This window comes from Halomonas sp. PAMB 3232 (genome assembly GCF_031954225.1).
GTDB lineage: Bacteria > Pseudomonadota > Gammaproteobacteria > Pseudomonadales > Halomonadaceae > Vreelandella.
In genome coordinates this window covers 368,928-393,937 of record NZ_CP134865.1, presented here as the reverse complement: position 1 = coordinate 393,937, position 25,010 = coordinate 368,928, and the positions used below count along the sequence as shown (strand labels likewise).

Sequence of the window (25,010 nt, the reverse complement as noted above, 5' to 3'; positions counted from 1 at the left end):
CACTCTTCGGAACCCGCCCATGAACGTCACTTTTTCAAAGTCCACGGTTTTAACGTCGGGCCTATTAACGTCGCTGACGCTGGCCACGACGCTTGGCGCTCTGCCGGCTCTGGCCGACCCCATCGAGGTGGTCGACATTGCCGGGCGCAGCGTTAGCCTGGAGGGCCCCGCCGAGCGCGTCATCCTGGGCGAAGGGCGTCAAATCTATCTGCTGGGCCTGCTCGAGCCCGAGGCACCGTTCACGCACGTGGTGGGCTGGCGCGAGGACTTCTCCCAGGCGGACCCGGACAACTATGCCCGCTACGCCGAGCGCTTTCCCGAGATGACCGACATTCCCACCTTCGGCGGCTTCAAGGACGGCACGTTTGATGTAGAGCAGGCCGCCTCGCTTTCGCCAGACGTGGTCTTCATGAACCTCGAAGCGAAGGCCGCCACCGAAGATGCCGGCTACGACGACAAGCTCGCCCAGCTCGATATCCCGATCGTCTACGTCGACTTTCGCGAAGACCCGGTGGCCCACACCATTCCCTCGATGCGCCTGATCGGCCAGATCATGGGCGACGACGCTGCCGCCGAGGCGTTCATCGACTTCGCCGAGGAGCAGCTCGCTCGCGTAACGGACGTCATCGATGAGGCCGACCCGGCGCGGCCGAGCGTGTTCATCGACCGCGCCGGCGGCTACTCCGACGAGTGCTGCATGAGCTTCGGGCCCGGCAACTTCGGCGAGTACGTCGAGCTCGCCGGTGGCAGCAACATCGCCGACGGTATCATTCCCGGCAGCTTCGGCACGCTCAACCCGGAGCAGATCATCGCTGCAAGCCCGGAGCACGTGGTGGTGACCGGCGGCAACTGGGACGCCTACGTGCCCGGCGGCGCCTGGGTGGGCATGGGCCCGGGTGCCGACATGGACGCGGCGCGCGACAAGCTCGAAGCATTGACCGAGCGCACCGCCATGACCGGCGTACAGGCGGTAGCGGACGGCAACGTGCATGCCATCTGGCACCAGTTCTACAACAGCCCCTACTACTTCGTCGCGATCCAGCAGTTGGCCAAGTGGCTGCATCCAGAGCTGTTCGAGGATCTCGACCCGGAAGCGACCATGGAAGAGCTTCACGAGCGCTTTCTGCCAATCGATTATGAACCCGGCTACTGGATTTCCCTGAATGATGAGTGACAGCGCCGTGGCCGCGCCGACGACCCAGGGGCGCAGCCACTATAAAAGCCAGGTCGTGCGCCGCCAGCTGATCCTTGCAGCGCTGGTGGTCGCCCTGTTTTTCAGCCTGTGCGTCGATCTGGCGCTTGGGCCTGCGCGCTACAGCCTCACGGAAGTCATCGCCGCCCTGCTGACGCCGGGAAGCGTCAGCGACCAGGCGCGGGTGATTCTCTGGGAGATTCGCATGCCGGTAGCGCTGATGGCGCTGGTGGTGGGCGCGAGTCTGTCAGTGGCCGGCGCGCAGATGCAGACCATTCTGAGCAACCCGCTGGCGAGCCCTTTTACGCTGGGTATTTCCGCCGGCGCGAGCTTCGGCGCCGCGCTGGGCCTGGCCTTTGGCGTCGCCATCGTGCCCGCCGCCATCGAGTTCGTGGTGCCGATCAACGCTTTCGTCATGGCGATGTTCACGGCGTTTTTGATCCACGCGCTGAGCCTCAAGCGCGGCGTCACGGTGGAAACCATCGTGCTTTTGGGCATCGCCATGGTGTTCATTTTCAACTCGCTCATGGCGCTGATCCAATTCTTCGCCAGCCAGGAAGCGGTGGCCGCGGTGGTGTTCTGGACCATGGGCAGCCTGACCAAGGCGACCTGGCCCAAGTTCTGGATTGCGCTTGGCATACTGGCCGCCATCCTGCCGCTTCTGGCGCGCCACGGCTGGGCGCTGACCGCCATGCGCCTGGGCGACGCCAAGGCTGAAAGCATGGGCATCAAGCCGCGCTCACTGCGCCTGGAAGTGCTGGTACTGGTGTCGCTTCTTTCCGCCGTGGCGGTGGCGTTCGTCGGCACCATCGGCTTCATCGGGCTGGTCGGGCCGCACATCGCGCGCATGCTGCTGGGCGAGGATCAGCGCTTTTTCCTGCCGGGCTCGGCGCTGTGCGGCGCGCTGATTCTCTCGGTGGGCTCGGTGATCTCCAAGCTCATCATCCCCGGCACGATCATTCCGATCGGCATTATCACTTCACTGGTCGGCATCCCGTTTTTCCTGTTTCTGGTGCTCAACCACAAGAAGACGTCATGGTGACTCGCTCATGGTAACTCTCACGCTTGACGGCGTATCGGCTCGCTACGGGCGGCGCACCATCGTCGAAGACATCTCCACGCCCCGCTTTCACGGCGGCCAGGTCGTCGCGCTGCTGGGCCCCAACGCGGCAGGCAAGTCGACGCTGTTTCGCCGTATTCTGGGGCTGGTGGCAGGCGACGGCACGGTCAGCATCGAAGAGACAACCGCCGAGCGCCCGGTGGCCTACATGCCTCAGGACACCGGCGCGAAGGCGGTGCTGAGCGTGTATGAATCGGTGCTGCTGGCGCGCATGCAGGGGCGAAGCCTGAAGGTACAGCCGGAGGATCTCGAGCAGGTGGACCGGGCGCTTGCCGAGCTCGGCATCGCGTCGCTCGGCGGGCGCGATATCGGGGATTTGAGCGGCGGCCAGCGCCAGCTGGTGAGTGCGGCCCAGGCATTGGTGCAGGAGCCGGAAATCCTGATGCTCGACGAGCCCACCTCGGCGCTGGACCTGAACCGCCAGATCAACCTGCTCACCGTACTGCGACGGCTGGCCGACGAGCGCGGCATGCTGATTCTGGTCGCGCTTCACGACTTGAATCATGCGCTGCGCTTCACCGACGCCGCCATGGTGCTGGATTATGGCCGCCTGATCGCCTGCGGTGCCACCGAGGATGTCATCACCCCGGCGCTTCTGCGCCAGGTCTACCGGGTGGCGGCGCGCATCGAGCCGTGTTCGAAGGGCCGCCCCCAGCTCATCGTCGAAGAGGCCGTTTGAAGCGCCGGCCTTCGAGCGAGGCCAGCGCCACGCCGGCCAGCATCAGCGGCAGCGCCAGAATGAAACCGCTGGAGATGGGAATGCCGAACAGCACCCAGTCCGCGGCGATCGGCCAGACCAGCGCCACGTACTCGAACGGGGCGAGCTTCGACACCTCGGCGTAGCGAAACGCCAGCGTCATGGCGATATGCCCCGCCCCGCCAAACAGCCCCGAAAGCACCAGCAGGGCGAACTCGGCCTCGGTCAGGTCGGCCCAGCCCAGCGGCCACGTGGCAAGCCCCGCCAGCGACGACACCACGATGAAGTAAAACGCGATGGAGCCGGCGGTTTCGGTGCGCGAGATATGCCGAATGGTGAGCAGCGCGCCCGCCGTCAAGAGCGCCCCGGCGGTGCCCAGCGCGTAGCCCAAAAGCCGCCCATCGCCGCTGCCCGCGCTTAGCTCCGGCACGACCAGCACCGCCATGCCCGCCAGCGCCAGCGCGATGGCCCCCATGCGATAGAGCGAAAATTTCTCGCCCAGCAGCAGCACGCCCCCCACCGCCATGAAGATCGGTGAGAGCTGCACCAGAAGTGTGGCTTCCGCCACCGGCAAGAACGCCACCGCCGAGAACGAGAAGAACATCGCCGCCGCTCCCAACCCCGAACGCAGCAGATGCCCAAGCGGGCGCCGGGTCGCAAGCCCCTGAGGAAACTCCCGGCGAATCGCCAAAAAGATCACGATCGGAATCAGCGCGAACAGCGAGCGGTAAAAGATCGACTGGCCCACCGGCACCGCCTCGCTCACCGCCTTGATACACACGAACATGCCGGTGAACATTACGCCTGACAACACGCGTAAGAAAATGCCCAGCCCCGGGCGATCCTGTAATCCAGTCATGACCGACTTCCTCGAAAACAAAAAAGTCCCCGGTGGGCACCGGGGACTTAGTACGCTAATGGCGAACGTATCGCGACGCTAGCGGAACAGTTGCACCGTCGCGACGGGCATGCAGGCATGCTCCTACGGCTTCATCTCTTCGAAGAACTTCTTCACGCTGTCGAAGAAGCCGGTTTTCTTCGGCGAGTGGCTGTGGCTGTTGCTGTCGTCGAAGCTTTTCTGGAGCTGGCGCAGCAGGTCCTTTTGCTCTTCGTTCAGATTCACCGGGGTTTCGATCACCACCTTGCAGAGCAGGTCGCCCGGGGCGCCGCCGCGAACCGGCTTCACGCCCTTGCCGCGCAGGCGGAACAGCCGGCCGGTTTGGGTTTCCGGCGGAATCTTGAGCTTCACGCGGCCATCGAGTGTGGGCACTTCCAGCTCGCCGCCGAGCGAGGCGTCGACGAAGTTGATCGGCACGTCGCACTGCAGGTGCTTGCCATCACGCTGGAAGATCGGGTGCGACTTGATCGCCACCTGCACGTAAAGATCGCCGGCCGGGCCGCCGTTCACACCGGACTCGCCTTCGCCGTTCAGGCGAATGCGGTCGCCGGTATCCACGCCGGGCGGAATCTTGACCGAAAGCGTGCGGGTTTCGCGTACGCGGCCTTCGCTGTTGCACTTGTGGCACGGCACCTTGATCTGCATGCCGGAGCCGTGACAGGTCGGGCAGGTCTGCTGCACGGCGAAAAAGCCCTGCTGCATGCGCACCTGGCCCATGCCCTGACAGGTCGGACAGGTGTCCTTGCTGGTGCCGGGTTCGGCGCCGTCGCCATCGCAGCGATCGCAGGTGATATGGCGCGGAACGCGAATGTCGACGGTGGTGCCAGCGACCGCGTTTTCCAGATCGAGCTCCAGGTTATAGCGCAGATCCGAGCCGCGCGCCGGCGCGTTGGGCCCACGACGACGCCCGCCGCCACCGCCGAAAATGTCGCCAAACACGTCGCCGAAGATATCGCTGAAATCCCCCGCGCCGCCACCGCCGCCGCCAAAGCCGCCACCGCCCTGGCCATCGACGCCGGCATGGCCGAACTGGTCGTAGGCAGCGCGCTTTTGCTCGTCGCTGAGTACTTCGTAGGCATCGGATACGTCGCGGAATTTCTCGGCGGCGGTTTCGTCATCCGGGTTACGGTCAGGGTGGAATTTTTGCGCCAGGCGGCGGTAGGCCTTTTTGATCTCTTTCTGATCGGCCCCTTTTTCGACACCCAGGACTTCGTAGTAATCGCGCTTGGACATGGGTCCTACGCCTCCTGGTTAGGGTATGCTCTTGACGGTACGAACCGTGATCATCGTTTTGGTCCTGGAAACAGCAACGCGGGAGCTGGCTCCCGCGTTGCTGCGATCCTTACAGAAAGAGCGGTTACTGCTTCTTCTGCTCGTCGTTGACTTCTTCGTACTCGGCGTCGACAACGTCGTCTTCCGGCTTGGACTGGGCCTGTTCGCCCTCCTGACCTTCCGCAGCCTGAGAGGCATCTGCCTGCTCGGCATACATCTTCTGCGCGAGCTGGCCAGAGGCCTCGGTCAGCGCATCCAGTTTCTTCTGGATGTCGTCCTGGTCGTCGGTTTTCACCGCGGCTTCCAGGTCGCTGATGGCGGTTTCGATGTTTTGCTTCTCTTCATCGGTCGCCTTGTCGCCGGCTTCTTCCAGCGTCTTGCGCGTGGCGTGAATCATGCCGTCGGCCTGGTTACGTAGCTGCACGAGGGCTTCGAACTTCTTGTCTTCGTCGGCGTGAGCTTCGGCGTCGCGCACCATCTGCTCGACTTCTTCGTCCGACAGACCGCTCGAGGCCTTGATGACGATGGACTGCTCTTTACCCGTCGCCTTGTCCTTCGCGGAGACGTTCAGGATGCCGTTGGCGTCCAGATCAAAGGCCACTTCGATCTGCGGCACGCCGCGCGGCGCCGGCGGAATGTCGGCAAGATCGAAACGACCGAGCGACTTGTTCTGCGAAACCTGCTTACGTTCACCCTGCACGGCGTGAATGGTCACGGCCGTCTGGTTGTCATCCGCGGTGGAGAAGGTTTGGGTCTTCTTCGTCGGGATGGTGGTGTTTTTCTCGATCAGCGGCGTCATGACGCCACCAAGGGTTTCGATACCCAGCGTCAGCGGCGTTACGTCAAGCAGCAGCACGTCTTTCACGTCGCCACCGAGTACGCCACCCTGAATCGCGGCGCCCACGGCCACGGCTTCGTCCGGGTTGACGTCCTTGCGCGCTTCCTTGCCGAAGAAGTCAGCGGCTTTCTGCTGAACCAGCGGCATGCGCGTCTGACCACCGACGAGGATGACGTCGTCGATTTCAGAGGCAGAAAGACCCGCGTCTTTCAGCGCCATCTTGCACGGCTCGAGCGAGCGCTGAACCAGCTCTTCGACCAGTGACTCGAGCTTGGCGCGCGTCACTTTCACGTTCAAGTGCTTGGGACCGGTGTTGTCTGCCGTAATGTAAGGCAGGTTCACGTCAGTCTGCTGGGCGCTTGAGAGCTCGATCTTGGCTTTCTCGGCGGCTTCTTTCAGGCGCTGCATGGCCAGGTTGTCGCCGGACAGATCGATGCCGCTGTCGGACTTGAACTGCGAGACCAGGTAGTTGATCAGTGACAGGTCAAAGTCTTCGCCGCCCAGGAAGGTGTCGCCGTTGGTGGCGAGTACTTCGAACTGGGTTTCACCGTCGACGTCGGCCACTTCGATGATGGAGATATCGAAGGTACCGCCACCCAGGTCATAGACCGCGATGGTCTTGTCGCCGCGCGACTTGTCCATGCCATAGGCGAGGGCCGCAGCGGTCGGCTCGTTGATGATGCGCTTGACGTCGAGACCGGCAATGCGGCCAGCATCTTTGGTGGCCTGGCGCTGGCTGTCGTTGAAGTAAGCTGGCACCGTGATGACCGCCTCGGTGACCGTTTCGCCGAGGTAGTCTTCGGCGGTCTTCTTCATCTTCTTGAGCACTTCCGCGCTGACCTGCGGCGGTGCCATTTTCTTGCCTTTGACTTCGACCCACGCGTCGCCGTTATCGGCTTCGGCGATCTTGTACGGCACCATCTTGATGTCTTTTTGAACGACGTCGTCCTTGAAACGACGGCCGATCAGACGCTTGATGGCGTACAGGGTGTTTTCCGGGTTGGTGACCGCCTGGCGCTTGGCGGACTGGCCGACCAGCGTTTCACCGTCATCGGTGTAAGCGATGATGGAGGGAGTGGTGCGGCCGCCCTCGGCGTTTTCGATGACCTTGGCGCTGTCGCCGTCGAGAACCGCCACGCAAGAGTTGGTGGTGCCCAGGTCAATACCAATAATACGTCCCATAGCAAAAACCTCGAATTCGGTGGTGACAAAAACTGTTGCAATCGGTCTGCGGTGATTACCGCGGGTTGGCCTTTATCTGGGGGCCGCCGTGAACTTTTCAAGGGGGGAATTTGCATTATCCCCCAACTCGACTAGCCCGCTTTCTGGCTGACCACGACCATCGCCGGGCGCACCAGGCGTCCGTTGAGCAAATACCCCTTCTGCACGACTTCCATTACCGTGTTGGGCTCGAGTTCCGGGTTGGGCACCATGGTCAGGGCCTCATGAACCTGCGGGTCGAAGGGCTCGCCACTGGGTTCGACGCTTTCGACGCCGAACTTGTTGAGCACGTCGAGCTGCATCTTGAGCGTCATGGACACACCTTCACGGTGCGCATCAGAGGCATCCTCTTGCATGCTGTCGAGCGCTTTTTCAAGGCTATCCACCACCGGCAGCAGCTCCTTGACGAACTTCTCGAGAGCGAACTTGCGCGCCTTCTCCGCTTCCGCTTCGGCGCGGCGACGCACGTTCTGGGCCTCGGCAGACGCTCTGAGCGACTGATCCTTCGCCTCGGAAAGACTCTGTTCGAGCTCCTCGACGCGGGCCGCCAGCACCTCGGCTTCCGGGTTGCTCACGCCTTCGTCGAACGTTTCGGTACCCAGCGGCGACTCATCGTCCAGTACACCTTCGAGATCGCCTTCGATCAGGCGCTCTTCGTCGGCCTGCTCGGTTACTTCGGCGTCCTGCTCCTGGCGGGCCAGCTCGTCATCGATCGGGGTTTGCGGTTCTTTCGCCATGCCGTACTCCTGAATGCGGTCGCGGCGCGTAAGCGCCCGCTGGTTGAAATAAAGTGTGTGAGATAAACGGGTTCATTAATGCGTATGCACGCTATATGGGGGCCTTGTTTGGCATCTCAAGAGGGGCATTGAAGTGAGTTATCGACTACTGTATAAAACAACAATCATTGTATAAGCATCCAGTTTCTATAGAGCCCTGCCCGGGAGGCCCTATGCTGACTCAGCTCGTCATTCAGGATTACGCCATCGTTGACCGTCTGGAACTCGATTTGACCGACGGCATGACTGCCATCACCGGGGAGACCGGGGCGGGTAAATCCATCCTGCTCGGCGCCCTGGGGCTTTGCCTGGGCGAGCGCGCCGACGCGGGGAGCGTGCGCCACGGCCGCGAACGCACCGACCTTTCGGCCAACTTCGACATTGCCCGCCTGCCCGCCGCCGCCGAGTGGCTCGAGGCGCGCGAGCTCTCCTCTCAGGAGTGCTTGCTTCGCCGCGTGGTGACCGCCAGCGGCCGCTCCAAGGCGTGGATTAACGGCCAGCCGGCGACCATTGCCGATCTCAAGACGCTTGGCGAGCTGCTGATTCAGGTCCACGGCCAACATGCCCACCAGGCGCTGATGCGCGAAGAGACTCACCTGGCGCTTTTGGACGACTACGCCGGTCTCAAGGGCAAGCGCCAGGCGCTGGCCGAGACTTTCAAGGAGTGGCGCGCGACCCGCGCACGGCTTAAAAAGCGCAGCGAAGCGGGGAGCGAAGTCGAAGCGCGGCGCCAGCTTCTGCGCTACCAGGTCGAGGAGCTCGACCAGCTGGCGCTGGGCGAAGGTGAACTCGAGGTGCTCGAAGAGGAGCAGTCGACGCTTGCCCACGCCGAGGAGACCCTGCGTGAAACCCAGTTCGCCGTGGAGTGCTGCGAAAGCGATGACGGCGGCGCACTTTCGCTACTCAATCAGGCTTATGCCCGGCTCAGCGCCCTGCCTGGCAGCGACAAGGGCGTGCTGGCCAACACGCTGGCGATGCTCTCGGACGCCCGCATTCAGGTCGAAGAGGCCACGGGCGAGCTCGCCCGCTTTGCCAGTGTCACCGAGCTCGACCCGGAGCGCCTGTCGTGGGTCGACGAGCGCCTTACGGATGTGCACCGCATCGCGCGAAAGCATCACGTCGCCCCGGAGGAGCTCTACGCGCTGCACCAGTCGCTTGCCCGCGAAGTGGCCCAGCTGGAGGCAAGCGATGAAGACCTCGAGTCGCTAAGCAGTCAGGTCGCCGAATACCGTGAGCGCTACCGTCAGGACGCCAGGGCGCTTTCCGAGGCGCGTCAAAAAGCCGCCGGCAAACTGGGCAAGGAAGTGCAGCAGCAGCTCGCGTTTCTGGCCATGGGCAAGGCGCGCTTCGAGGTGGCCGTCTCGAGCCGCGAAACGCCCGCTCAGGACGGGCTGGATCAGGTACAGTTTTTGATCAGCGCCAACCCTGGCCAACCCGCCCGGCCGCTGACGAAGGTCGCCTCTGGCGGTGAGCTTTCACGCATCAGTCTGGCCATCCAGGTGGTCGCGGCCAGCCACTCCACCATCCCGAGTCTGGTGTTCGACGAAGTGGATGTGGGCATCTCTGGCGCTACGGCCGAAATCGTCGGCCAACTGCTGCGCCGGCTCGGTGAAAAGGGCCAGGTGATGACCGTTACCCACCTGCCCCAGGTGGCCGCCCAGGCGCATCAGCACCTGCATATCGAAAAGCAGGCCAAACGCGACAGCACCCTGACGCACATGGCGCTGCTCGATGAAAAAGGGCGGGTGAGCGAGCTGGCGCGCATGCTGGGCGGGGTCAAACTCTCGGAGCAGACGCTGGCCCACGCCCGCGAAATGCTCAACGCCAGCCAGCGCCCACCGCACTGAAAAGCGACGTTCGATAAAAACCAAAACGCCCCTGCCGCGATTGCGGCAGGGGCGTTTTTTGGCGTGCACCGTTTTTGTTATACGGCCGAAAGTACTGTGCGTATCAGGCTTTGGGACGCACGTAGAGCACCAGCGCATGATCGATCAGCTCGAAACCGTGCTCTTCGGCGATCTCCTGCTGACGCCGTTCGATGACCTCATCGACGAACTCGATAATCTCACCGCTCTCCAGGCACACCATGTGGTCGTGGTGGTCTTCCTGGGTCATCTCGAAAACCGCATGGCCGCCGTCGAAATTGTGACGAATCACAAGGCCCGCCGACTCGAACTGAGTCAGTACGCGGTAGACGGTCGCAAGCCCCACATCCTCGCCCGCATCGATGAGTGTTTTATACACTTCTTCTGCGCTAAGGTGGTGTTGGCCCGAAGCATTTTCGAGAATCTGCAGGATCTTGACACGCGGCAGGGTCACTTTTAGCCCGGCTTTGCGTAGTTCATGGTTCTGATCGGCCATGGTTGCTCTTCGCAGTAACAGGTTAGGTCGGGTATCATCGACCGAAACCACGATAGTGAAGAACAGGACCAAATGCAAAAATTGACTCGTATCATTACGCTTTCCGTTGCCCTGACCGTCGTCAGCGGCTGCAGCTACGTCGGCGTCTACAAGCGCGACATCCCCCAGGGCAATCTGGTGACCCAGGAAATGGTCAGCCAGCTACAGCCGGGCATGACCCAGGAGCAGGTCACCTACGTCATGGGACGCCCGCTTCTGGAGGCGCCTTTCGACTCCCGCGAGTGGGACTACGTCTACCGATTGGACAAGGCCTACGCTGGGGTGGAGCAGCGCCGCGTCACGCTGACCTTCGATGACACAGGTCGACTCGTTAACATTGAGCAGCAGGGCGATCTCTCCCGCTCCCCGTCGATCAGTGCCAATCGCGGCGCCGGCCCGGCGCTGGAGACCGCGGACCCGGTCATGCCGCTTCTGACGCCGAACCAGCAAACGCCGACGCCCACCCCGGAGAACGCACCGGCGGCCACACCCGCCGCCACGCCGGAGCCAACCCCGGTCATCGTGACGGAGTAAGAAAGGCTACCGCCTTGCCTGGCGCTCGGCACGCGCCAGGCGGGCGGCCTTCGGGTCGATCTCGAGCGGGCGATACACTTCGATGCGATCCCCCGGACTCAGCGTGTGGCGCTGCGGCTCGCGTAGCGCCTTGCCGAAGATACCCAGGGGAGCGTGAGCAAACACGCCTTCTGACTGCTCGGGAAATAGTGTCGGGAGGTTGGCTTTCATCACCGCTTCGCGGGCGGTGGTGTGGGGTGTGACCTCGACCACGACCAGGTGCTGTTTGGCTGGCGTGGCAAACGCCACCTCAACGGCGAACAGCGGCTCAGCGGCCATAGAGTTCATCCGCGCGCTTGGTGAATGCATCGACCAACTGCCCGGCAATTTGCTGAAACAGCTTGCCAAAAGCCATGCCTAGCAGCCGATTGGCAAACTCGAACTCCATTTCCAGGCTAACCTTGCAGGTGTCTTCTCCCATGGGGGTGAATAACCACCGCCCTTTCAGGCGCTTGAACGGCCCGTCGACGAGCGAAAGTTCGATACGCTCTGGTGCGTAAAGATCGTTACGCGTGGTGATGGTTTGTTCGACGCCGGCACGACCCAGCGTCATCTCTCCGATCAGGTGCGACTCGTCGCGCTCGAGCAATCGGGCACGACGGCACCCGGGCAAAAATTCCGGGTAGTGTTCGAAGTCATTGACCAGATCGAACATCTGTTGGGGAGTGTGCCGCACCAGGGCGGAACGATTAACGGTTGGCATTGACCTCTCCGCTGACTTCACAGTGCCCACAGCGTATCATGGGAAACATTATTTCAGACCTTGAATGGTACCACGCCTCCCCCAATAACGAAGGGGGGGCTACCGACAGATTAACGATGAGGTTTCATGGCCACTAAGAAAGGCAAGACCAAGGGCCCCAGCAGCAGCGTGATCGCTCAAAACAAGAAGGCGCGGTTCGAATACCATATCGACGAAACCTTCGAGGCGGGTCTGTCGCTGGCCGGCTGGGAAGTCAAAAGCCTACGCGCGGGTAAAGCGCAGCTCACCGATACCTACATTCTGGTGCGTAACGGCGAGGCGTTTTTGCTTGGCAGTCACATCATGCCGCTCAACACCGCCAGCACTCACGAGATCGCCGACCCGACCCGCACGCGCAAACTGCTGCTTCACCGCAAGGAGATCGCCAAGATCTTCTCGGTCACTCAGGACAAGGGCCACACCTGCGTACCGCTGAAGCTTTACTGGAAGCGCAACATGGTCAAGTGCGAGCTGGCGCTGGTGACCGGTAAACAGCTGCACGACAAGCGTGCCACCGAAAAGGATCGCGACTGGAATCGTCAAAAAGGACGAATCATGCGGGAACATAACCGCGCGTAGCTGGTCAATTCACGTTGAGCACGTTAGAATGCTCAGTTCTGGGGGCGACATGGTTTCGACGCCGGTGACAAACCCTGCGGTGCATGCCGAGAGCGTGATGTATCTCGTAAATACCACATCACGAAAAATAGTCGCAAACGACGAAAACTACGCTCAAGGCGCGCTGGCAGCTTAAACCCTGCTAGCTTCTTGTCTGGCCCTGCGGTGATGTGCCTATTCATCGCCAAGGGGATATGAGCTAAAGCTGATAGGACCGCGGTTGGCGGAGTCTTCTCGTCAACCGTTAAACCTTAGAAGGCTCGCGTAGCTGGATCCTGATCGTCGGAGCCAGTCGCGCTAAAGCAAAAGACGAAATCTAAGCATGTAGAGCCAATGGGCGAGTGCTGGCGGACGCGGGTTCAATTCCCGCCGCCTCCACCAACACCCCACAAAAAAAGCACCTTCGGGTGCTTTTTTTGTGCCTAATAATTTTATAAATCAGAGTAGACACGTCAGCACACTGACGTACCACTACAACACTCTCGGTTATAAAGCATTTTCTCAGCCGAAAAAACCGTACAACTACTTAAACCCATTCTTCACCTATTTTGGCCATATGATGTTGGCCGAGCTCAACCGGGGCCACGTGCGCACCTGGGCGGCCACCCTCACCTGCAGCAACAAACGCATCTCGAACATCATCAGTCCGCTACGCGCCGCGCTGGATGACGCCATGCACGACGAGCTGATCGCCAGCAACCCGCTCGCCGCCTGGCACTACCGCAAGATCGAACCGCCCAAAGAGAGCGACGATATCGACCCGTTCACCGCCGAGGAACAAGCCGCGATCTTGGCAGCGTTACCCAGCGACTGCTTACCGCTGGTCCAGTTCGCGTTCTGGTCGGGCCTGCGCACGTCCGAGCTCGTCGCGCTCGAATGGGGCGATATTGACTGGCGCCAAAAGCGCTGCCGCATTACTCGCGCGATCACCCAGGCAGCGAAAGGAACCGCCGAAACCACCAAGACCACCGCCGGCACCCGCACCATCGACCTACTACCACGCGCGCTCGAGGCGCTGAACAAACAAAAGGCGCTCAGCCTACTTCACCCCAGCGGCCGCGTCTTCCTCAACCCGCGCACCGGCGAGCCGTGGGCCGGCGACCAGGCAATCCGAAAAACGCTCTGGACCCACGCCCTCAAACGCGCCGGCGTCCGTTACCGCCGCCCATACCAGACGCGGCACACCTACGCGAGCATGATGGTCAGCGCCGGTGAACCGTTAGCGTGGGTTTCAAAGCAGATGGGGCATACCAGCGTGGTGACTACGGCAAGGATTTATTCGGGATGGATACCAACAACGAAAAGCCAGCCGGGGATGCTAGCCACTACAAAGTTCGACATCAGTTCAATTTTCTGAATCTTCTTTAGCGCGCTTTTCGCGCGCATCTTGCTCAGCACCTTCCAACATGACGTGCTTAATATAAGCAAGAGCAGCACCACCGAAGGCACTGCTGAAGAGCATTTTATCAATACTCTGAAGGTCTTCATTACTTAACCAGCGCAGAGCCACACCATTAATCTCTCTAAAGCCGACCAAATGCCAGAAGCGAACGCTAATAATTATCGCGATAAGAATTGCAGCAAACCATAGGGCACAACTTGTGATTCTATGAGCGTGCCTGCGGACTGTTTTAGGTGAAGGTCCTTCGATATCTTTTTGCTCGGCATAGGCCTTCTTGCGAGCCTGCCTATTGGTACGCTTGTTAGCATGCCGCCTCAAAGGGCTATAATCAATAGACAACGCAGCCTCCTTAACCTTTCATAAGCTCTTTATAGTGCTGCGCAATCAATTTGTTAGAGATAATCTTGTTAGGCGAGTAATGACCTGGTTCGTCAGGTGAAGACCAAGCTATATCCCAAGGCGTATTTTTTTCATGCGTTAATGCAGATAGTTCAATGCCATTTTTATCTTTATAAGCTTCCCAAACGTTAGCTAACAAATCCATTGTATCTTCATGGGGAGGGTTGGACTCAATATCGTCCTCTGGGTCAACACCATCTATCAAGGCTGAAATATGATAGCGCCCATATTTTTTTATCTTGTGATACACGCTCGGAATTACTGGCCCATAGCGCCAAGCCTCAACCGCACCATCGATGAGATTTTGATCAAAATAACCAAGGTGCCATCCATGCGCTATATAAACGAGCTTCAGTAGCTGCATAGGTGTAAGCGCGATCCCTTCGTCAAAGGATTTCGCTAGGAAGTAATTCGCTACAGCTTCTGGCGATGCCATATTTCGAACCTCCCTCATGCTAAGTGACTGCTAAAGAGATGGCATGATAGACCCTAGACGCCAACAGGGCAACCTGCTTACTGTATTTATAAACAGCTAAATGTAAATATCTCAACTATGTCAGCAACTTGCCAGCTTTATGCATAAGTCAATGATTTAGATACATAGAGCGCGGGTTCAATTCCCGCCGCCTCCACCAGACACCCCTACAAATCAAGCACCTAGCGGTGCTTTTTTTGTGCCTGTAAGTTTATATATCCGTCTTGTTAAGGATAGAGAATTAAGTTGCGGCCCTGAATGCACTTGCAAGCCATGGCACACCTATTATCTAGTTCGCATTCTGGTCAGGTTACGCATATCAGAGCTGATTGCACTGGAATGGGGCGATATCGACAGCAAAAACGCTGCCGAATCACTCGAGTCATCCCCCAGGCAGCGAAAGGAGAAGCAGAAATAACGAAGACGACGGCCGGCACCCGCACGATCGACCTGCTGCCCCGAGCCTTGGAAGCCCTGAAGCAACAAAAAGCACTCAGCCTACTGCATCCCAGCGGCCGCGTGTTTATCAATCCGCGAACCGGCGAGCCATAGACTGGCGATCAGGCGATACGCAAAACGCTATGGACTCATGCGCTGAAGCGCGCCGGCGTTCGGTACCGGCGGCCCTACCAAACCCGCCACACCTACGCGAGCATGATGGTCAGCGCTGGCGAGCCGTTGGCGTGGGTATCAAAGCAGATGGGGCATACGAGTGTGGTGACCACGGCACGAATTTATTCGGGATGGATACCAACAACGAATAGTCAGGCGGGGATGTTGGCAGATCAAAGGTACTCTAATCCTCAGCACACCCTATTGGCGAACTTTCACAATATAAATTATGGTTAGAAGGCACAATAACTAAGGATACCTGCCATGGCTAAATATGATGTTGCTCACATCCGTGAGCAAGGACAAGATATGGTCATAATTCCCGTCGATGCGGCCTTTACTAGAAAATCCACATCTGATCAAGAAGACATCCACAGCTCGCTACAATACGCAGCTAACGATGCAGGTCTAAGAGGTAATGTTGTTTTGATATGGAATACTGGTAGCCAGGTTGGCTTTCGAGCCCCTCAACAATGGCATCCTTTCTTTAGAAGCCCGGGTATATGGCAGCTGGTGATGAGAAATATAAATAAAACTCTTACTATCAGTTAATTCGAATTCTAAAAAAATGCTTATAAAGATCATGAAGTCATGATCTGGCCAACAAATCCACATAAGCTATTGATTTTAAAATAAAGTTTTCGGTTTCAATTCCCGCCGCCTCCACCAACACCCCACAAAAAAAGCACCTTCGGGTGCTTTTTTTGTGCCTGGTGATTAAACGCTGATCGAACCAGAACCGGTTAGCGCTCGTAGCCGCAAAATCGAGGGGTTTGCTCGCTCGGCGCATGAGCCGAGCGAGTCAACAAGCCGCGAGTCACTTATACAGCCGTCACCGCCTGCTCGCCGCTCAACACGCGATTGACATTGTCCGCAGCCAAATCGCACATTGCGTTTCGCGTTTGAAACGTGGAGGAGCCGATGTGGGGCAAGCAGACCGCGTTGTCCAGCGCCATGAGCGGAGACTCTGTAGAGAGCGGCTCTTTTTCGTAGACATCCAGACCTGCACAGTGCAGCGTGCCATCCTGCAGACAGGCAATCAGCTCGCTTTCGCGCACGACCTTGCCGCGTGAAATGTTTACAAACACGGCGTGCGGGCGGGTTAGCGCGAACTGCTCCTGGCCGATCAACCCCTCGGTCTGCGCATCCAGCGGGATCGTCACACAGATGAAATCCGACTCCCGAAACAGGGTGTCCAGATCAACGCGCTGCGCTTGCAGCGTCTCTTCCACGTCGGGTTTGGCCGAGCGGTTATAGTAATTGATCTGCATGCCAAAGCCGTCGTGGCCTCGTTTGGCAACGGCCTGGCCAATACGCCCCATCCCAACGACGCCCAGCGTTTTACCGTGCACATCGACACCGAAGTCACGGCGCGCCAGCGACGAGGTCCACTCGTGGTTGCGCACCTTGCGCAGCATTTCACCGGCACGCCGCGCGGCCATCATCATCAGCAGAAAACCGGTGTCTGCGGTCGACTCGGTCAACACATCGGGGGTATTGGTCAATACGATTCCGCGCTGATGCATCGCCTCGATGGGATAGCTATCGACACCGACCGAGACACTGGCGACCACTTTCAGATTGGGTGCCTTATCCAACAGCGCCTCGGTAAATTTCACGTTCGAGCCAAGATAGGCGTCCGCGTGCTCCATGGCCTGCTCAAAATCGGCCTTGTCCTGCTCGCTGGACAGGCGGGTAAAGTGCGTCAGGTTATAGGATGCGCCCAACGTCTCGATCAGTTCCGGATACAGCTCGTGAACAACTACCAGGTTTTGCTTTGCCATGACATAAACTCCCTATTCTCGATCAACTTGATGGCGCGGATTTCCAGGAACTGCGCAGCGACATCACCAAAAACACCACCGCCAGAAGTAGTAACGCCACACTGACCGGGCGGGTAAAGAACGGTGTCCAGTCGCCGTCGAAAACCTGTAGCCCCCGGCGTAGATTGGTTTCGGCCACGCTCCCCAGTATCAAACCGATCACCGCCGGTGCCACGCCAAACCCGAAACGGTTCAGAAAAAAGCCCAGCAGGCCAAGGCCGACCATGAGATACACATCGAAAAAGTCCCTGTAAACGCTGTAAACGCCTATTGAATGACTGTGCATTTTTCGTGAACTTTTTATAGAGCACTACCAAGCAAACCCGGCCCTTTAGACAGTTGACGAAAACCTTACAACGCTTGACTTGAAAACTATTGACCGGGGTGGTCGACCGGCTCACCGTTGGCGTACTTGACCCAGGTTTTCCCCAAGTGGTTACGCAGCTCGTCTCCGACTCGCTTGCCGTCGCGCGCCTCCAGCGCCGCCAGAATCGCTTCGTGCTCCTCCATGGCGGTGGCCCACTTTTCGTTTCTTTGATTCGACAGATAGCGAACACGGTACAGCTGACGACTCAAATTCGCGTGCATATCGATCAGCGTCGAGTTACCTGAAAGCGATACGATCCGGTTGTGGATATCCTGGTTCAAGCGAAAGTAGTTCTGCCGGTCCCGCCTCACGAACGCTGCTTTCATCTCGTAATGCAGCGCTTGAAATTCGGCAATGTCGTCATCGGTTGCCACCGCGCAAGTGAGTTCCGCCGCCGCTTGCTCCAGTACGCTTAAAACATACGCCTTTTCCTTCATGTCAGAGGCACTGACATCGGCCACTACGGCGCCCCGGTTCGGTGATATCACCACAAGACCCTCGGCCGCCAGGATTTTCAGCGCTTCGCGCAGCGGCGTACGCGACACATTCAGCTCGACGGCGAGTGTACGCTCGGGCAGGCGCTGACCCGGCTGAAAATGATCCATCACGATGTGCTCGCGCAGGTAGTGAGCCACCTTTTCAACCAGGCCAGCGTGCGTCGTCCGAGCGGTCTCTTCCATGGCGTTATTCACGGTTGTTGGCAATGGGTAAGATTGGCATACCAAAAACTACCTTTCAAATAAAACCAATACACCTAGCGCTTTTTTAATTCACCAGTATATTCATAAACTTACATATCATAAAAATAAATAGCGACTAAAGTAGAAGTCCCGTGTCGTTGACCTTCCAAATGGTATACCACTAAATTCTTCCCATCCTATTATCGTTTGCCGCGTGGCCGAATGCTCAAAAAGCGCCATGCTGCACTACCTCTACTCACGGCCCTGCGCCAGGAACTGCTTTTTACCCATGAATTACTTGAACCATTTTGAAAGCGACAATACCGTAGAAGCTTGTATTGCGGGCGCCGGCGACTTTGGCCGCGGCGTATTGCGCCAGGCACGTAAGATGAAAAATCTTTCGGCGCGCATCGCCATCGATATCAATCCCGAACGAGCCAAGGAAGCCTTGGAACATGCGGGCATTGATGCCGCCGATATAATGGTATGCCATTCTCGTGAAGAAGCTGAAAGCGCGTGGTCGAAAGGGCATTTTATAGCGACCGCGGCGTTCCATACTGTGCAAACGCTACCCTTCGACATCCTCGTCGAATCGACCGGCATTCCGGATGTGGGCGCACGGTATGCCGAGAGCGCGATTCTGGCGGGTAAACATGTCGGTATCGCCACCAAGGAAACCGAATCGGTCGTCGGGCCGTATCTTACGCGCTTGGCTCAACAGCACGGCGTGCTTTTCACTCCTCTCGATGGTGACCAGCCCAGCCTTTTGGTCGGTCTATTGACTTGGGCTGAAACGCTTGGGTTTGAAATTATTTCGGCTGGCAAGAGTAGCGAGTACGACTTCATCTGGGATGAAGCGAAAGCAACGGTCACCTGCAATGGAAACGAGTACAGCGCCGCCGACATGACCTCGCTTTGGGCACTGGATGACAACGATGCTCGCGCAACGGTCAGCGCACGCAGCGATGTGCTCTCGGACATTCCCCAAATCTCAGTGCCGGATCTATGCGAAATGGTCAACGTGGCCAACGCCACCGGCCTGCAGCCCGACCTACCCGAATTTCATGCCATGGTGCTGCGTACCATCGAAGTGCCCACGCTGCTGGATACCGAGGCTCACGGCGGTGTCCTTCAAGGCAATCGACGTTTGGAGGTGTTCAACTGTCTGCGCCGCCCGGATGAGCTGAGCTTCGCCGGCGGTGTTTTCGTGGTGGTGCGCTGCGAGGATCCCCACGTCTGGCAACTGCTTCGCGACAAGGGCCACGTGTTGAGCCAAAGCGGCGATAGCGCCATGGTGTATCTGCCGCGCCACCTACTGGGTCTCGAAGCCCCCATTTCGCTTCTCGATGCGGTACTCAACTGCTTGCCCTCGGGCGGCGGTAATGCCACCACGCCCAAGTTCGATCTGACGGCGCGCGCCACTCAGGCCATCGCCGCCGGTCAGCTGCTCGAAATGAAGGGTCATCACCGCCACATCGAAGGTCTGCGCCCGGAAATTCATCCCGCCGAAGCGCTGGCCGGTAGTGCCAACGTACCGTTTTATCTGCTTCCCGGTGCAAAAATCATCCGTGATATCGATGCTGGCCAACCGATCACGCTGACCGATGTGGAGCTACCGGAGAGCAAGCTGAAGGAACTTCGCCTCAAGCAGGACGAGCTTTTTGCCGGATAACCTTCCGAATCGCCATCGGGGTAGCGATCTTTGCTGCCCTTGTTCCATGTAGATAACCGCTAAAAGCAACAATAACCGCTCTGGAGAAAAACATGCCGACTCAACTTCGTTTCAAGCACGCTGCCCTTGGCCTCGCGCTCGTGGGAACTGTCACTACCGTTCAGGCTGATGAAGAGGCAGAGGCCTATCCCAGCAAGGCCATCCAGTTTCTGGTGGCCGCCGGCGCCGGCGGCGGCACCGATAACTTCGCCCGCGTCGTTCGCCCCATGTTCGAAGAGGCGGTAGACGGTGCACGCATCACTGTCATCAACCTGCCAGCCGCCTCGGGTGCGCTTGCCCACCAGCGCGTGGCGAACGGTGACCCCGATGGCCATACGCTGGACTTTGCCTCGACAACGTTCATTACCTCTCTGGCGGCGGGTCAAAACCCGGTGGGTCTGGATCAATTGACCCCCGTTGCTCGTATGCAGTCCGATGTCATGGCCCTGTTCGTTAACCCGGAGCGGTTCGAGAGCTTCGAGGAATTCAAACAGTACGCCGAGGAAAATCCGGGCGAGGTCACGGTTGGCGGGACGCACACCGCAAGTCCTGATCACATGGCGTTTCTCTCGCTGGCGGATGCCTCGGGTCTGGACATGAACTTCATTCCCTACGACAGCACGGGCAATGCAACGGCCAACGTACTGGGCGGCAATATCGACGCCACCACGACATCGCTCAGCCCGCTTTTGAGCTATATCGATGCAGGTCAAATGGCCCCCATTCTGGTCTTCAGCGATGAGCGCCTCGAGGATTACCCGGACGTTCCGACCACGATGGAGCACAACTGGGATCTGACCGACGGCAACGACCGAGCGGTGTTCGTCAACGCTGAAACGCCACAGCCGATCGTTGCGCGTCTGGAAGAGATCCTCAAGGAGGTCTACGACTCCGAGGAATACCAGGAGTACGCCGAGCGGGTCAATCTCGACTATCGCGAAGGCTGGATGAACGGTGATGAGTACCGCGAGCGTCTGGAAAACAACTTCACGCTTTACTCGCGCCTGCTTGAAAACGAGTGATGCGCCCAGGCTTGCCTGACGCGCCACTCTTCATTCGCATCAAGGACCGGCCTTTCGAGGCCGGTCTTCCCATGTCCGCTCAGGATTTACCATGCACGCCAGAATCTCTATTTTTGCTCTGGGGATCGTGTTACTCGCAGTCGTGGGGCTCTACCCCACCCTGCAATTCCCAAGCTCTGCTCAAGTCTCTACCTTCATCGGCCCGCGGGTCTGGCCCCTGACGCTGCTTATCATTCTGTTCGTACTGGGTATCGCGCTGCTGGCGCTGACCTGGCGCGACCGCGCCCGTGCCAACGTCGATATTGAAGAAAAGCGTCCCAGCGATAATAGCGGTGCCTTCTCGATAGGACGTACGCGCCACTGGTGGTTCATCGCCGCCGCCGTCGGATACACCCTGTTGATGCAGGTCGCCGGCTTTTTGATTGCGAGCGTGGTGTTCACGCTCGCCGGCACGCTGCTGCTGGGCGCCCGCTCGTGGATCACCATTGCCATCACGCTGGTCGTGGCCGTCGTGCTGATGCAGGGCGTCTTCGTCTCCCTGCTCGGCATCCCCATGCCCTGAGACTGCTTCACTACCCCTTAATTGTTCCGGGAGTCGATCATGCTAGAAAATTTCCTGGCCGGGTTAGCCGTGGTGATGCAACCACTGAACCTGCTGCTGTTAACCTCCGCCGTTTTCATCGGCTTCATCGGCGGCGCGCTGCCGGGTATCAGCGGCGTAATTCTGGTCGTCATACTACTGCCGGTGACCTACGGCATGGAGCCGACCACCGCTTTCATGGTACTGACCGCGATCTATGGGGCTACGGTGTTCTCAGGACTGATCACCGCCATTCTCTACCGCGCGCCGGGCACGCCAGAAGCCGTCATGACCGCCTTCGATGGCTACCCGATGACCCAGCGCGGTGAAGCGGGCAAGGCGCTGGGGATCGGCGTGCTAAGCTCGGCCATTGGCGGCATCGTCGGCACCATCGCACTTATCATCTTTACGCCCCTTCTGGCGAACATGGCGATCAAGTTCTCGTCGCCGGAGTACTTTGCGCTGGCCGTGCTGGGTTTGACCGTCGTGGCATCATTAGGCGGACGCCTCATCTTTGGCTTGATCGGTGCGGCACTTGGGCTTTTCATCGCCACCATCGGCATCGACCCGCTCACCGGCACCAGCCGCTACACCTTTGGCAACCTCAACCTGGCGGAAGGCGTGGGCTTGATTCCGGTCATCGTGGGACTTTTTGCGGTGTCCGAAGTCATGAAGCGGACCCTGGATCACGAAAGCCACCAGCCGCTCACGAAAGTGAAGGTCAAAATCTTCGATATGCCCATTCTGCGCCAGATCGGCGCAACGCTGTCGCGCTCCTCGATCATCGGCGTCATCATCGGCATTCTGCCCGGCATCGGGGCGAGCACGGCGGCCATGGTCAGCTATAGCGAAACGGTGCGCTGGTCCAAGCATCCGGAAAAATTCGGCAAGGGTGCCCCGGAAGGTATCGCAGCCCCGGAATCCGCCAACAACGCGGCCGCCATGGGGGCGTTGGTGCCTCTTTTCGCACTGGGTATTCCCGGAAGCGGTACCACCGCCGTCATTCTGGGCGCCTTCATCATGCACGGCCTGCAGCCGGGGCCGATGTTCATGCTCACCAGTAGCGATTTGATCTACGCGGTATTCGCCGGGCTTTTCATCGTCAACTTCATGATCCTGCTTTTTTCCAAACCGTTCATCGTGTTGTTCACAAAACTTCTAAACGTACCCTACTCGGCACTCGGCCCGATTATCATCATGTGTTGCGTGGTGGGCACCTACTCGGTACGTAACTCCATGTTCGATGTCTGGCTAATGTTAGGCTTTGGGGTCATGGGTTATCTGCTCGAAAAGATCAACTTTCCCATGGTATCGATCATTCTGGGGCTGGTACTTGGCCCTATCGCCGAAAGCGAGCTGCGCCGGTCGCTATCGATGTCGCAAGGGAGCTTCGACATCTTTCTGGATCGTCCGATCAGTGCCACGCTGCTGGCGGTGGCACTGGTGCTGCTGACAGCTACGCTCGTCATGCCACTCATCAAACGCGCACGGCGCCGCACAGCGACTCAAGGAGAAGCAACATGACCATCGTACTGGGCGCCATCGCCGACGATTTTACCGGGGCGACCGACCTGGCCAACAACCTGGTTCGCGGCGGCATGCGCTGCGTGCAGGTAATCGGGGTGCCGGACTCGCTGCCTGATCTGTCCGATGTCGATGCCGTCGTAGTGGCGCTCAAATCGCGCTCCTGCGCCGCAGAGGAGGCCATCGCCGACTCCGTCGCCGCCCTGGATCGGCTGCGCGAACTGGGCGCGCGTCAGATTTTTTTCAAGTACTGCTCGACCTTCGATTCGACCGATCAGGGCAATATCGGCCCGGTGGCGGATGCCTTGCTCGATCATTTGGGCGCCGTGCAGACCATAATGGTGCCAGCGTTTCCGATCAACGGTCGTACGGTCTACCAGGGCCACCTGTTCGTCGGTGATCGTCTCTTGAACGACAGCGGCATGCAGCACCATCCGCTCACGCCCATGACTGATGCGGATCTCGTGCGCGTTCTCGCTCGCCAGACCCCGCACACAGTGGGTCTCATCAACCGCGCCGTACTGACCCAGGGCCCGGAAGCCACGCGCCAGCGCCTGGCTGACCTGAAAGCTGATGAAGTGCGTCACGTCATTTGCGATAGCGTGGACGAAAGCGACCTTGAAACGCTGGCCGGTGCCACCGTCGACTTGCCACTGGTCACAGGTGGCTCTGGGCTAGGTCAGGCCCTGCCCGCGCAGTATCGTCACAAGGGCTGGCTTGCAGATATTTCCAAGCCCGGCCGGCTCGAGCCTGCCTCCGGCAGTGCGCTGGTGCTGTCGGGAAGCTGCTCGCGCGCCACTTTGGCCCAGGTCGATGACTTTTTGACGCGTTCTCCAGAAGGCGGTTTTGCCATCGACCCGCTGGCGCTGTCACGGGATAACACTCACTGGCAAGATGCTCATGATTTTGCGCTGTCGCGTATCGAGCAAAACGCGCCGGTGCTGATTTACGCCTCCGCCGACCCGGAAAAAGTAAAGACTGCCCAGGCAAAACTCGGCGTGGCGAAGGCCGGCCACCTCGTTGAGCAAGCGCTCAGCCAGTTGGCCGTCTCGCTAGTCGACAAGGGCGTGGGGCGCCTGCTGGTCGCCGGGGGCGAAACCTCGGGGGCGGTGGTATCCGCGTTGGGAATTACCGCGCTTCGCATTGGCGAACAAATCGACCCGGGCGTGCCCTGGACCCAGGCACAGCTGGAAGGCCACGCCGCGCCGCTTTCGCTTGCCTTGAAGTCGGGCAATTTCGGCGGCGTCGACTTTTTCACACGCGCATTCGAGGTGTTGCCATGAGTATTCACGAGCACAACCAGCTGCGCGAGCAGATCAGCATGCTGGGAAAATCGCTGTTCGACCGCGGCCTGACCATGGGCTCGAGCGGCAATATCAGCGTGCGCCTGGAAAGCGGCGGCTGGCTCATGACGCCGACCAACGCCTGCCTTGGCCGACTGGACCCGGCGCGCATATCGCACCTGGATCAAAACGGGCAGTTATTGAGCGGTGACAAGCCGACCAAGGAGCACTTCTTGCACACCGCCATGTACGACGAGCGCCCGCAGTCCGGTGCGATCGTCCACTTGCATTCGACTCATTCGGTCGCGGTCTCTTGTCTGCCCGGTATCGACCCTTGCGACTGCATTCCGCCCATCACCGCCTACTACGCCATGCGCGTAGGCAAACTGCCGCTGGTGCCCTACCACGTGCCGGGCGATGAAAAATTGGGGGATGCCGTGCGCGGCCTGGCGGGCCAGCATAGCGCCGTGCTGCTGGCCAATCACGGCCCGGTCGTGGCGGGAAAGAATCTGGAAGCGGCGGTCTACGCCACCGAGGAGCTCGAAGAAACCGCGAAGCTGTTTTTGCTGCTGCGCGGTGAAAACCCGCGCATTCTGACGCCAGAGCAGGTCGCCGAACTCGAAGCGCGCTATCCGCGCGACTAAAAAACTCATCGCTCAAACGCCTCGATCACAAGCCCTCTTTAAAAAGCGAAGCTGCACACTTCGCTTTTTTTGTTTTCAGGTACTTCTCTCTTCGCGCTCTCGTCATTCTCAGCATCCCATCACCCAAACCGTATGGCTTTC

At 59.3% G+C, this 25,010-nt stretch carries 28 protein-coding genes and 1 other RNA gene; 16 read left to right on the top strand and 13 right to left on the bottom strand.

Annotated features, from left to right (window positions below; translation table 11 throughout):
* Window positions 1–19: 19 nt before the first annotated feature.
* The 3 genes from RN346_RS01825 to RN346_RS01815 are packed head-to-tail and all read left to right on the top strand — an operon-like array spanning window position 20 to window position 2,991.
* Window positions 20–1,174, top strand: a complete 1,155-nt coding sequence (locus tag RN346_RS01825; protein ID WP_311961956.1) for an ABC transporter substrate-binding protein — start codon at window positions 20–22, stop codon at window positions 1,172–1,174.
* Window positions 1,167–2,234 (top strand): iron ABC transporter permease, encoded by a 1,068-nt coding sequence (locus tag RN346_RS01820; protein WP_311962684.1) that lies wholly within the window; start codon window positions 1,167–1,169, stop codon window positions 2,232–2,234. Before RN346_RS01825 ends, RN346_RS01820 begins: the two co-directional genes overlap by 8 nt.
* Before the next feature lie 7 nt (window positions 2,235–2,241).
* Window positions 2,242–2,991, top strand: coding sequence for an ABC transporter ATP-binding protein (locus tag RN346_RS01815; protein ID WP_263585313.1), 750 nt, complete (start codon window positions 2,242–2,244; stop codon window positions 2,989–2,991).
* On the opposite strand, the gene RN346_RS01810 is transcribed toward RN346_RS01815, so the two are convergent.
* From RN346_RS01810 to grpE, 4 genes are all read right to left on the bottom strand, one after another.
* Entirely contained in the window at window positions 2,969–3,868 is a 900-nt protein-coding gene (locus RN346_RS01810) for a DMT family transporter (RefSeq protein ID WP_311961955.1), read from the bottom strand. The genes RN346_RS01815 and RN346_RS01810 overlap by 23 nt on opposite strands.
* Before the next feature lie 123 nt (window positions 3,869–3,991).
* Window positions 3,992–5,140, bottom strand: coding sequence for a molecular chaperone DnaJ (dnaJ, locus tag RN346_RS01805; RefSeq protein ID WP_263585315.1), 1,149 nt, complete (start codon window positions 5,138–5,140; stop codon window positions 3,992–3,994).
* Between the two features lie 124 nt (window positions 5,141–5,264).
* Window positions 5,265–7,199: a molecular chaperone DnaK gene (gene dnaK, locus RN346_RS01800; protein WP_263585316.1), complete on the bottom strand. Its 1,935-nt coding sequence runs from the start codon at window positions 7,197–7,199 to the stop codon at window positions 5,265–5,267.
* Between the two features lie 131 nt (window positions 7,200–7,330).
* The gene (gene grpE / locus RN346_RS01795) at window positions 7,331–7,975 is read right to left on the bottom strand and encodes a nucleotide exchange factor GrpE (protein ID WP_311959706.1); all 645 of its coding nucleotides are present in this window, start codon (window positions 7,973–7,975) and stop codon (window positions 7,331–7,333) included.
* A gap of 212 nt (window positions 7,976–8,187) precedes the next feature.
* On the opposite strand from grpE, the gene recN reads away from it, so the two are divergent.
* Window positions 8,188–9,861: a DNA repair protein RecN gene (gene recN / locus RN346_RS01790; protein WP_311959704.1), complete on the top strand. Its 1,674-nt coding sequence runs from the start codon at window positions 8,188–8,190 to the stop codon at window positions 9,859–9,861.
* 103 nt (window positions 9,862–9,964) lie between these two features.
* On the opposite strand, the gene fur is transcribed toward recN, so the two are convergent.
* Window positions 9,965–10,375: a ferric iron uptake transcriptional regulator gene (gene fur, locus RN346_RS01785; RefSeq protein WP_263585319.1), complete on the bottom strand. Its 411-nt coding sequence runs from the start codon at window positions 10,373–10,375 to the stop codon at window positions 9,965–9,967.
* Window positions 10,376–10,447: 72 nt separating this feature from the next.
* Between fur and RN346_RS01780 the strand changes: the two genes are divergently transcribed.
* Window positions 10,448–10,948 (top strand): outer membrane protein assembly factor BamE, encoded by a 501-nt coding sequence (locus RN346_RS01780; RefSeq protein WP_263585320.1) that lies wholly within the window; start codon window positions 10,448–10,450, stop codon window positions 10,946–10,948.
* A 6-nt stretch (window positions 10,949–10,954) separates the two neighbouring features.
* On the opposite strand, the gene RN346_RS01775 is transcribed toward RN346_RS01780, so the two are convergent.
* Together RN346_RS01775 and RN346_RS01770 are read right to left on the bottom strand one after the other, a co-directional pair.
* Complete coding sequence (locus tag RN346_RS01775) at window positions 10,955–11,266, bottom strand: RnfH family protein (protein ID WP_311962683.1); 312 nt, start codon at window positions 11,264–11,266, stop codon at window positions 10,955–10,957.
* A complete protein-coding gene (locus RN346_RS01770; RefSeq protein ID WP_311959694.1) occupies window positions 11,256–11,690 on the bottom strand; it encodes a type II toxin-antitoxin system RatA family toxin in 435 nt (144 codons plus the stop codon). The genes RN346_RS01775 and RN346_RS01770 overlap by 11 nt, the downstream gene beginning before the upstream one ends.
* Window positions 11,691–11,816: 126 nt before the next feature.
* Between RN346_RS01770 and smpB the strand changes: the two genes are divergently transcribed.
* The 3 genes from smpB to RN346_RS01755 all read left to right on the top strand — a co-directional run bounded on the left by smpB (window position 11,817) and on the right by RN346_RS01755 (window position 13,704).
* Complete coding sequence (smpB, locus tag RN346_RS01765; protein WP_263585323.1) at window positions 11,817–12,308, top strand: SsrA-binding protein SmpB; 492 nt, start codon at window positions 11,817–11,819, stop codon at window positions 12,306–12,308.
* Window positions 12,309–12,348: 40 nt separating this feature from the next.
* Window positions 12,349–12,728: a transfer-messenger RNA gene (ssrA, locus tag RN346_RS01760) on the top strand.
* A gap of 37 nt (window positions 12,729–12,765) precedes the next feature.
* Window positions 12,766–13,704 carry a site-specific integrase gene (locus RN346_RS01755; protein ID WP_311961954.1) on the top strand — a complete coding sequence of 313 codons (939 nt, stop codon included), beginning with the start codon at window positions 12,766–12,768 and terminating at the stop codon, window positions 13,702–13,704.
* Here RN346_RS01755 and RN346_RS01750 read toward each other — a convergent pair.
* Both RN346_RS01750 and RN346_RS01745 read right to left on the bottom strand, forming a co-directional pair.
* Window positions 13,693–14,088, bottom strand: coding sequence for a hypothetical protein (locus RN346_RS01750; RefSeq protein ID WP_311961953.1), 396 nt, complete (start codon window positions 14,086–14,088; stop codon window positions 13,693–13,695). The genes RN346_RS01755 and RN346_RS01750 overlap by 12 nt on opposite strands.
* 10 nt (window positions 14,089–14,098) lie before the next feature.
* Window positions 14,099–14,584 (bottom strand): type II toxin-antitoxin system antitoxin SocA domain-containing protein, encoded by a 486-nt coding sequence (locus tag RN346_RS01745; RefSeq protein WP_311961952.1) that lies wholly within the window; start codon window positions 14,582–14,584, stop codon window positions 14,099–14,101.
* A 606-nt stretch (window positions 14,585–15,190) separates the two neighbouring features.
* On the opposite strand from RN346_RS01745, the gene RN346_RS01740 reads away from it, so the two are divergent.
* Together RN346_RS01740 and RN346_RS01735 are read left to right on the top strand one after the other, a co-directional pair.
* Window positions 15,191–15,472, top strand: a complete 282-nt coding sequence (locus tag RN346_RS01740; protein ID WP_311962682.1) for a tyrosine-type recombinase/integrase — start codon at window positions 15,191–15,193, stop codon at window positions 15,470–15,472.
* 27 nt (window positions 15,473–15,499) lie between these two features.
* Complete coding sequence (locus RN346_RS01735) at window positions 15,500–15,787, top strand: hypothetical protein (protein ID WP_311961951.1); 288 nt, start codon at window positions 15,500–15,502, stop codon at window positions 15,785–15,787.
* Between the two features lie 269 nt (window positions 15,788–16,056).
* Here RN346_RS01735 and RN346_RS01730 read toward each other — a convergent pair whose 3' ends face one another.
* The 4 genes from RN346_RS01730 to RN346_RS01715 all read right to left on the bottom strand — a co-directional run bounded on the left by RN346_RS01730 (window position 16,057) and on the right by RN346_RS01715 (window position 18,661).
* Window positions 16,057–17,019 carry a D-glycerate dehydrogenase gene (locus RN346_RS01730; protein ID WP_311961950.1) on the bottom strand — a complete coding sequence of 321 codons (963 nt, stop codon included), beginning with the start codon at window positions 17,017–17,019 and terminating at the stop codon, window positions 16,057–16,059.
* Window positions 17,020–17,041: 22 nt separating this feature from the next.
* Window positions 17,042–17,344, bottom strand: a complete 303-nt coding sequence (locus RN346_RS01725) for a hypothetical protein (RefSeq protein WP_311961949.1) — start codon at window positions 17,342–17,344, stop codon at window positions 17,042–17,044.
* Between the two features lie 86 nt (window positions 17,345–17,430).
* A complete protein-coding gene (locus RN346_RS01720) occupies window positions 17,431–18,105 on the bottom strand; it encodes a GntR family transcriptional regulator (protein ID WP_311961948.1) in 675 nt (224 codons plus the stop codon).
* A gap of 283 nt (window positions 18,106–18,388) precedes the next feature.
* Window positions 18,389–18,661 carry a hypothetical protein gene (locus RN346_RS01715; protein WP_311961947.1) on the bottom strand — a complete coding sequence of 91 codons (273 nt, stop codon included), beginning with the start codon at window positions 18,659–18,661 and terminating at the stop codon, window positions 18,389–18,391.
* A 3-nt stretch (window positions 18,662–18,664) separates the two neighbouring features.
* On the opposite strand from RN346_RS01715, the gene RN346_RS01710 reads away from it, so the two are divergent.
* The 6 genes from RN346_RS01710 to otnC all read left to right on the top strand — a co-directional run bounded on the left by RN346_RS01710 (window position 18,665) and on the right by otnC (window position 24,869).
* Window positions 18,665–19,777, top strand: a complete 1,113-nt coding sequence (locus RN346_RS01710) for a flagellar biosynthesis protein FlgA (protein WP_311961946.1) — start codon at window positions 18,665–18,667, stop codon at window positions 19,775–19,777.
* 92 nt (window positions 19,778–19,869) lie between these two features.
* A complete protein-coding gene (locus RN346_RS01705) occupies window positions 19,870–20,838 on the top strand; it encodes a tripartite tricarboxylate transporter substrate binding protein (RefSeq protein WP_311961945.1) in 969 nt (322 codons plus the stop codon).
* A gap of 91 nt (window positions 20,839–20,929) precedes the next feature.
* A complete protein-coding gene (locus tag RN346_RS01700) occupies window positions 20,930–21,400 on the top strand; it encodes a tripartite tricarboxylate transporter TctB family protein (RefSeq protein ID WP_311961944.1) in 471 nt (156 codons plus the stop codon).
* Between the two features lie 39 nt (window positions 21,401–21,439).
* Complete coding sequence (locus RN346_RS01695; RefSeq protein WP_311959667.1) at window positions 21,440–22,942, top strand: tripartite tricarboxylate transporter permease; 1,503 nt, start codon at window positions 21,440–21,442, stop codon at window positions 22,940–22,942.
* Window positions 22,939–24,225 (top strand): 3-oxo-tetronate kinase, encoded by a 1,287-nt coding sequence (otnK, locus tag RN346_RS01690; protein ID WP_311961943.1) that lies wholly within the window; start codon window positions 22,939–22,941, stop codon window positions 24,223–24,225. Before RN346_RS01695 ends, otnK begins: the two co-directional genes overlap by 4 nt.
* The gene (otnC, locus tag RN346_RS01685; protein ID WP_263585334.1) at window positions 24,222–24,869 is read left to right on the top strand and encodes a 3-oxo-tetronate 4-phosphate decarboxylase; all 648 of its coding nucleotides are present in this window, start codon (window positions 24,222–24,224) and stop codon (window positions 24,867–24,869) included. The genes otnK and otnC overlap by 4 nt, the downstream gene beginning before the upstream one ends.
* Window positions 24,870–25,010: the final 141 nt, after the last annotated feature.

Coding starts and splice junctions, on each gene's coding strand:
- RN346_RS01825 (WP_311961956.1), top strand. CDS start 20: ATGAACGTCACTTTTTCAAAGTCCACGGTTTTAACGTCGGGCCTATTA.
- RN346_RS01820 (WP_311962684.1), top strand. CDS start 1,167: ATGAGTGACAGCGCCGTGGCCGCGCCGACGACCCAGGGGCGCAGCCAC.
- RN346_RS01815 (WP_263585313.1), top strand. CDS start 2,242: ATGGTAACTCTCACGCTTGACGGCGTATCGGCTCGCTACGGGCGGCGC.
- RN346_RS01810 (WP_311961955.1), bottom strand. CDS start 3,868: ATGACTGGATTACAGGATCGCCCGGGGCTGGGCATTTTCTTACGCGTG.
- dnaJ (WP_263585315.1), bottom strand. CDS start 5,140: ATGTCCAAGCGCGATTACTACGAAGTCCTGGGTGTCGAAAAAGGGGCC.
- dnaK (WP_263585316.1), bottom strand. CDS start 7,199: ATGGGACGTATTATTGGTATTGACCTGGGCACCACCAACTCTTGCGTG.
- grpE (WP_311959706.1), bottom strand. CDS start 7,975: ATGGCGAAAGAACCGCAAACCCCGATCGATGACGAGCTGGCCCGCCAG.
- recN (WP_311959704.1), top strand. CDS start 8,188: ATGCTGACTCAGCTCGTCATTCAGGATTACGCCATCGTTGACCGTCTG.
- fur (WP_263585319.1), bottom strand. CDS start 10,375: ATGGCCGATCAGAACCATGAACTACGCAAAGCCGGGCTAAAAGTGACC.
- RN346_RS01780 (WP_263585320.1), top strand. CDS start 10,448: ATGCAAAAATTGACTCGTATCATTACGCTTTCCGTTGCCCTGACCGTC.
- RN346_RS01775 (WP_311962683.1), bottom strand. CDS start 11,266: ATGGCCGCTGAGCCGCTGTTCGCCGTTGAGGTGGCGTTTGCCACGCCA.
- RN346_RS01770 (WP_311959694.1), bottom strand. CDS start 11,690: ATGCCAACCGTTAATCGTTCCGCCCTGGTGCGGCACACTCCCCAACAG.
- smpB (WP_263585323.1), top strand. CDS start 11,817: ATGGCCACTAAGAAAGGCAAGACCAAGGGCCCCAGCAGCAGCGTGATC.
- RN346_RS01745 (WP_311961952.1), bottom strand. CDS start 14,584: ATGGCATCGCCAGAAGCTGTAGCGAATTACTTCCTAGCGAAATCCTTT.
- RN346_RS01735 (WP_311961951.1), top strand. CDS start 15,500: ATGGCTAAATATGATGTTGCTCACATCCGTGAGCAAGGACAAGATATG.
- RN346_RS01730 (WP_311961950.1), bottom strand. CDS start 17,019: ATGGCAAAGCAAAACCTGGTAGTTGTTCACGAGCTGTATCCGGAACTG.
- RN346_RS01725 (WP_311961949.1), bottom strand. CDS start 17,344: ATGCACAGTCATTCAATAGGCGTTTACAGCGTTTACAGGGACTTTTTC.
- RN346_RS01720 (WP_311961948.1), bottom strand. CDS start 18,105: ATGGAAGAGACCGCTCGGACGACGCACGCTGGCCTGGTTGAAAAGGTG.
- RN346_RS01715 (WP_311961947.1), bottom strand. CDS start 18,661: ATGGAACGCCGCGGTCGCTATAAAATGCCCTTTCGACCACGCGCTTTC.
- RN346_RS01705 (WP_311961945.1), top strand. CDS start 19,870: ATGCCGACTCAACTTCGTTTCAAGCACGCTGCCCTTGGCCTCGCGCTC.
- RN346_RS01700 (WP_311961944.1), top strand. CDS start 20,930: ATGCACGCCAGAATCTCTATTTTTGCTCTGGGGATCGTGTTACTCGCA.
- RN346_RS01695 (WP_311959667.1), top strand. CDS start 21,440: ATGCTAGAAAATTTCCTGGCCGGGTTAGCCGTGGTGATGCAACCACTG.
- otnK (WP_311961943.1), top strand. CDS start 22,939: ATGACCATCGTACTGGGCGCCATCGCCGACGATTTTACCGGGGCGACC.
- otnC (WP_263585334.1), top strand. CDS start 24,222: ATGAGTATTCACGAGCACAACCAGCTGCGCGAGCAGATCAGCATGCTG.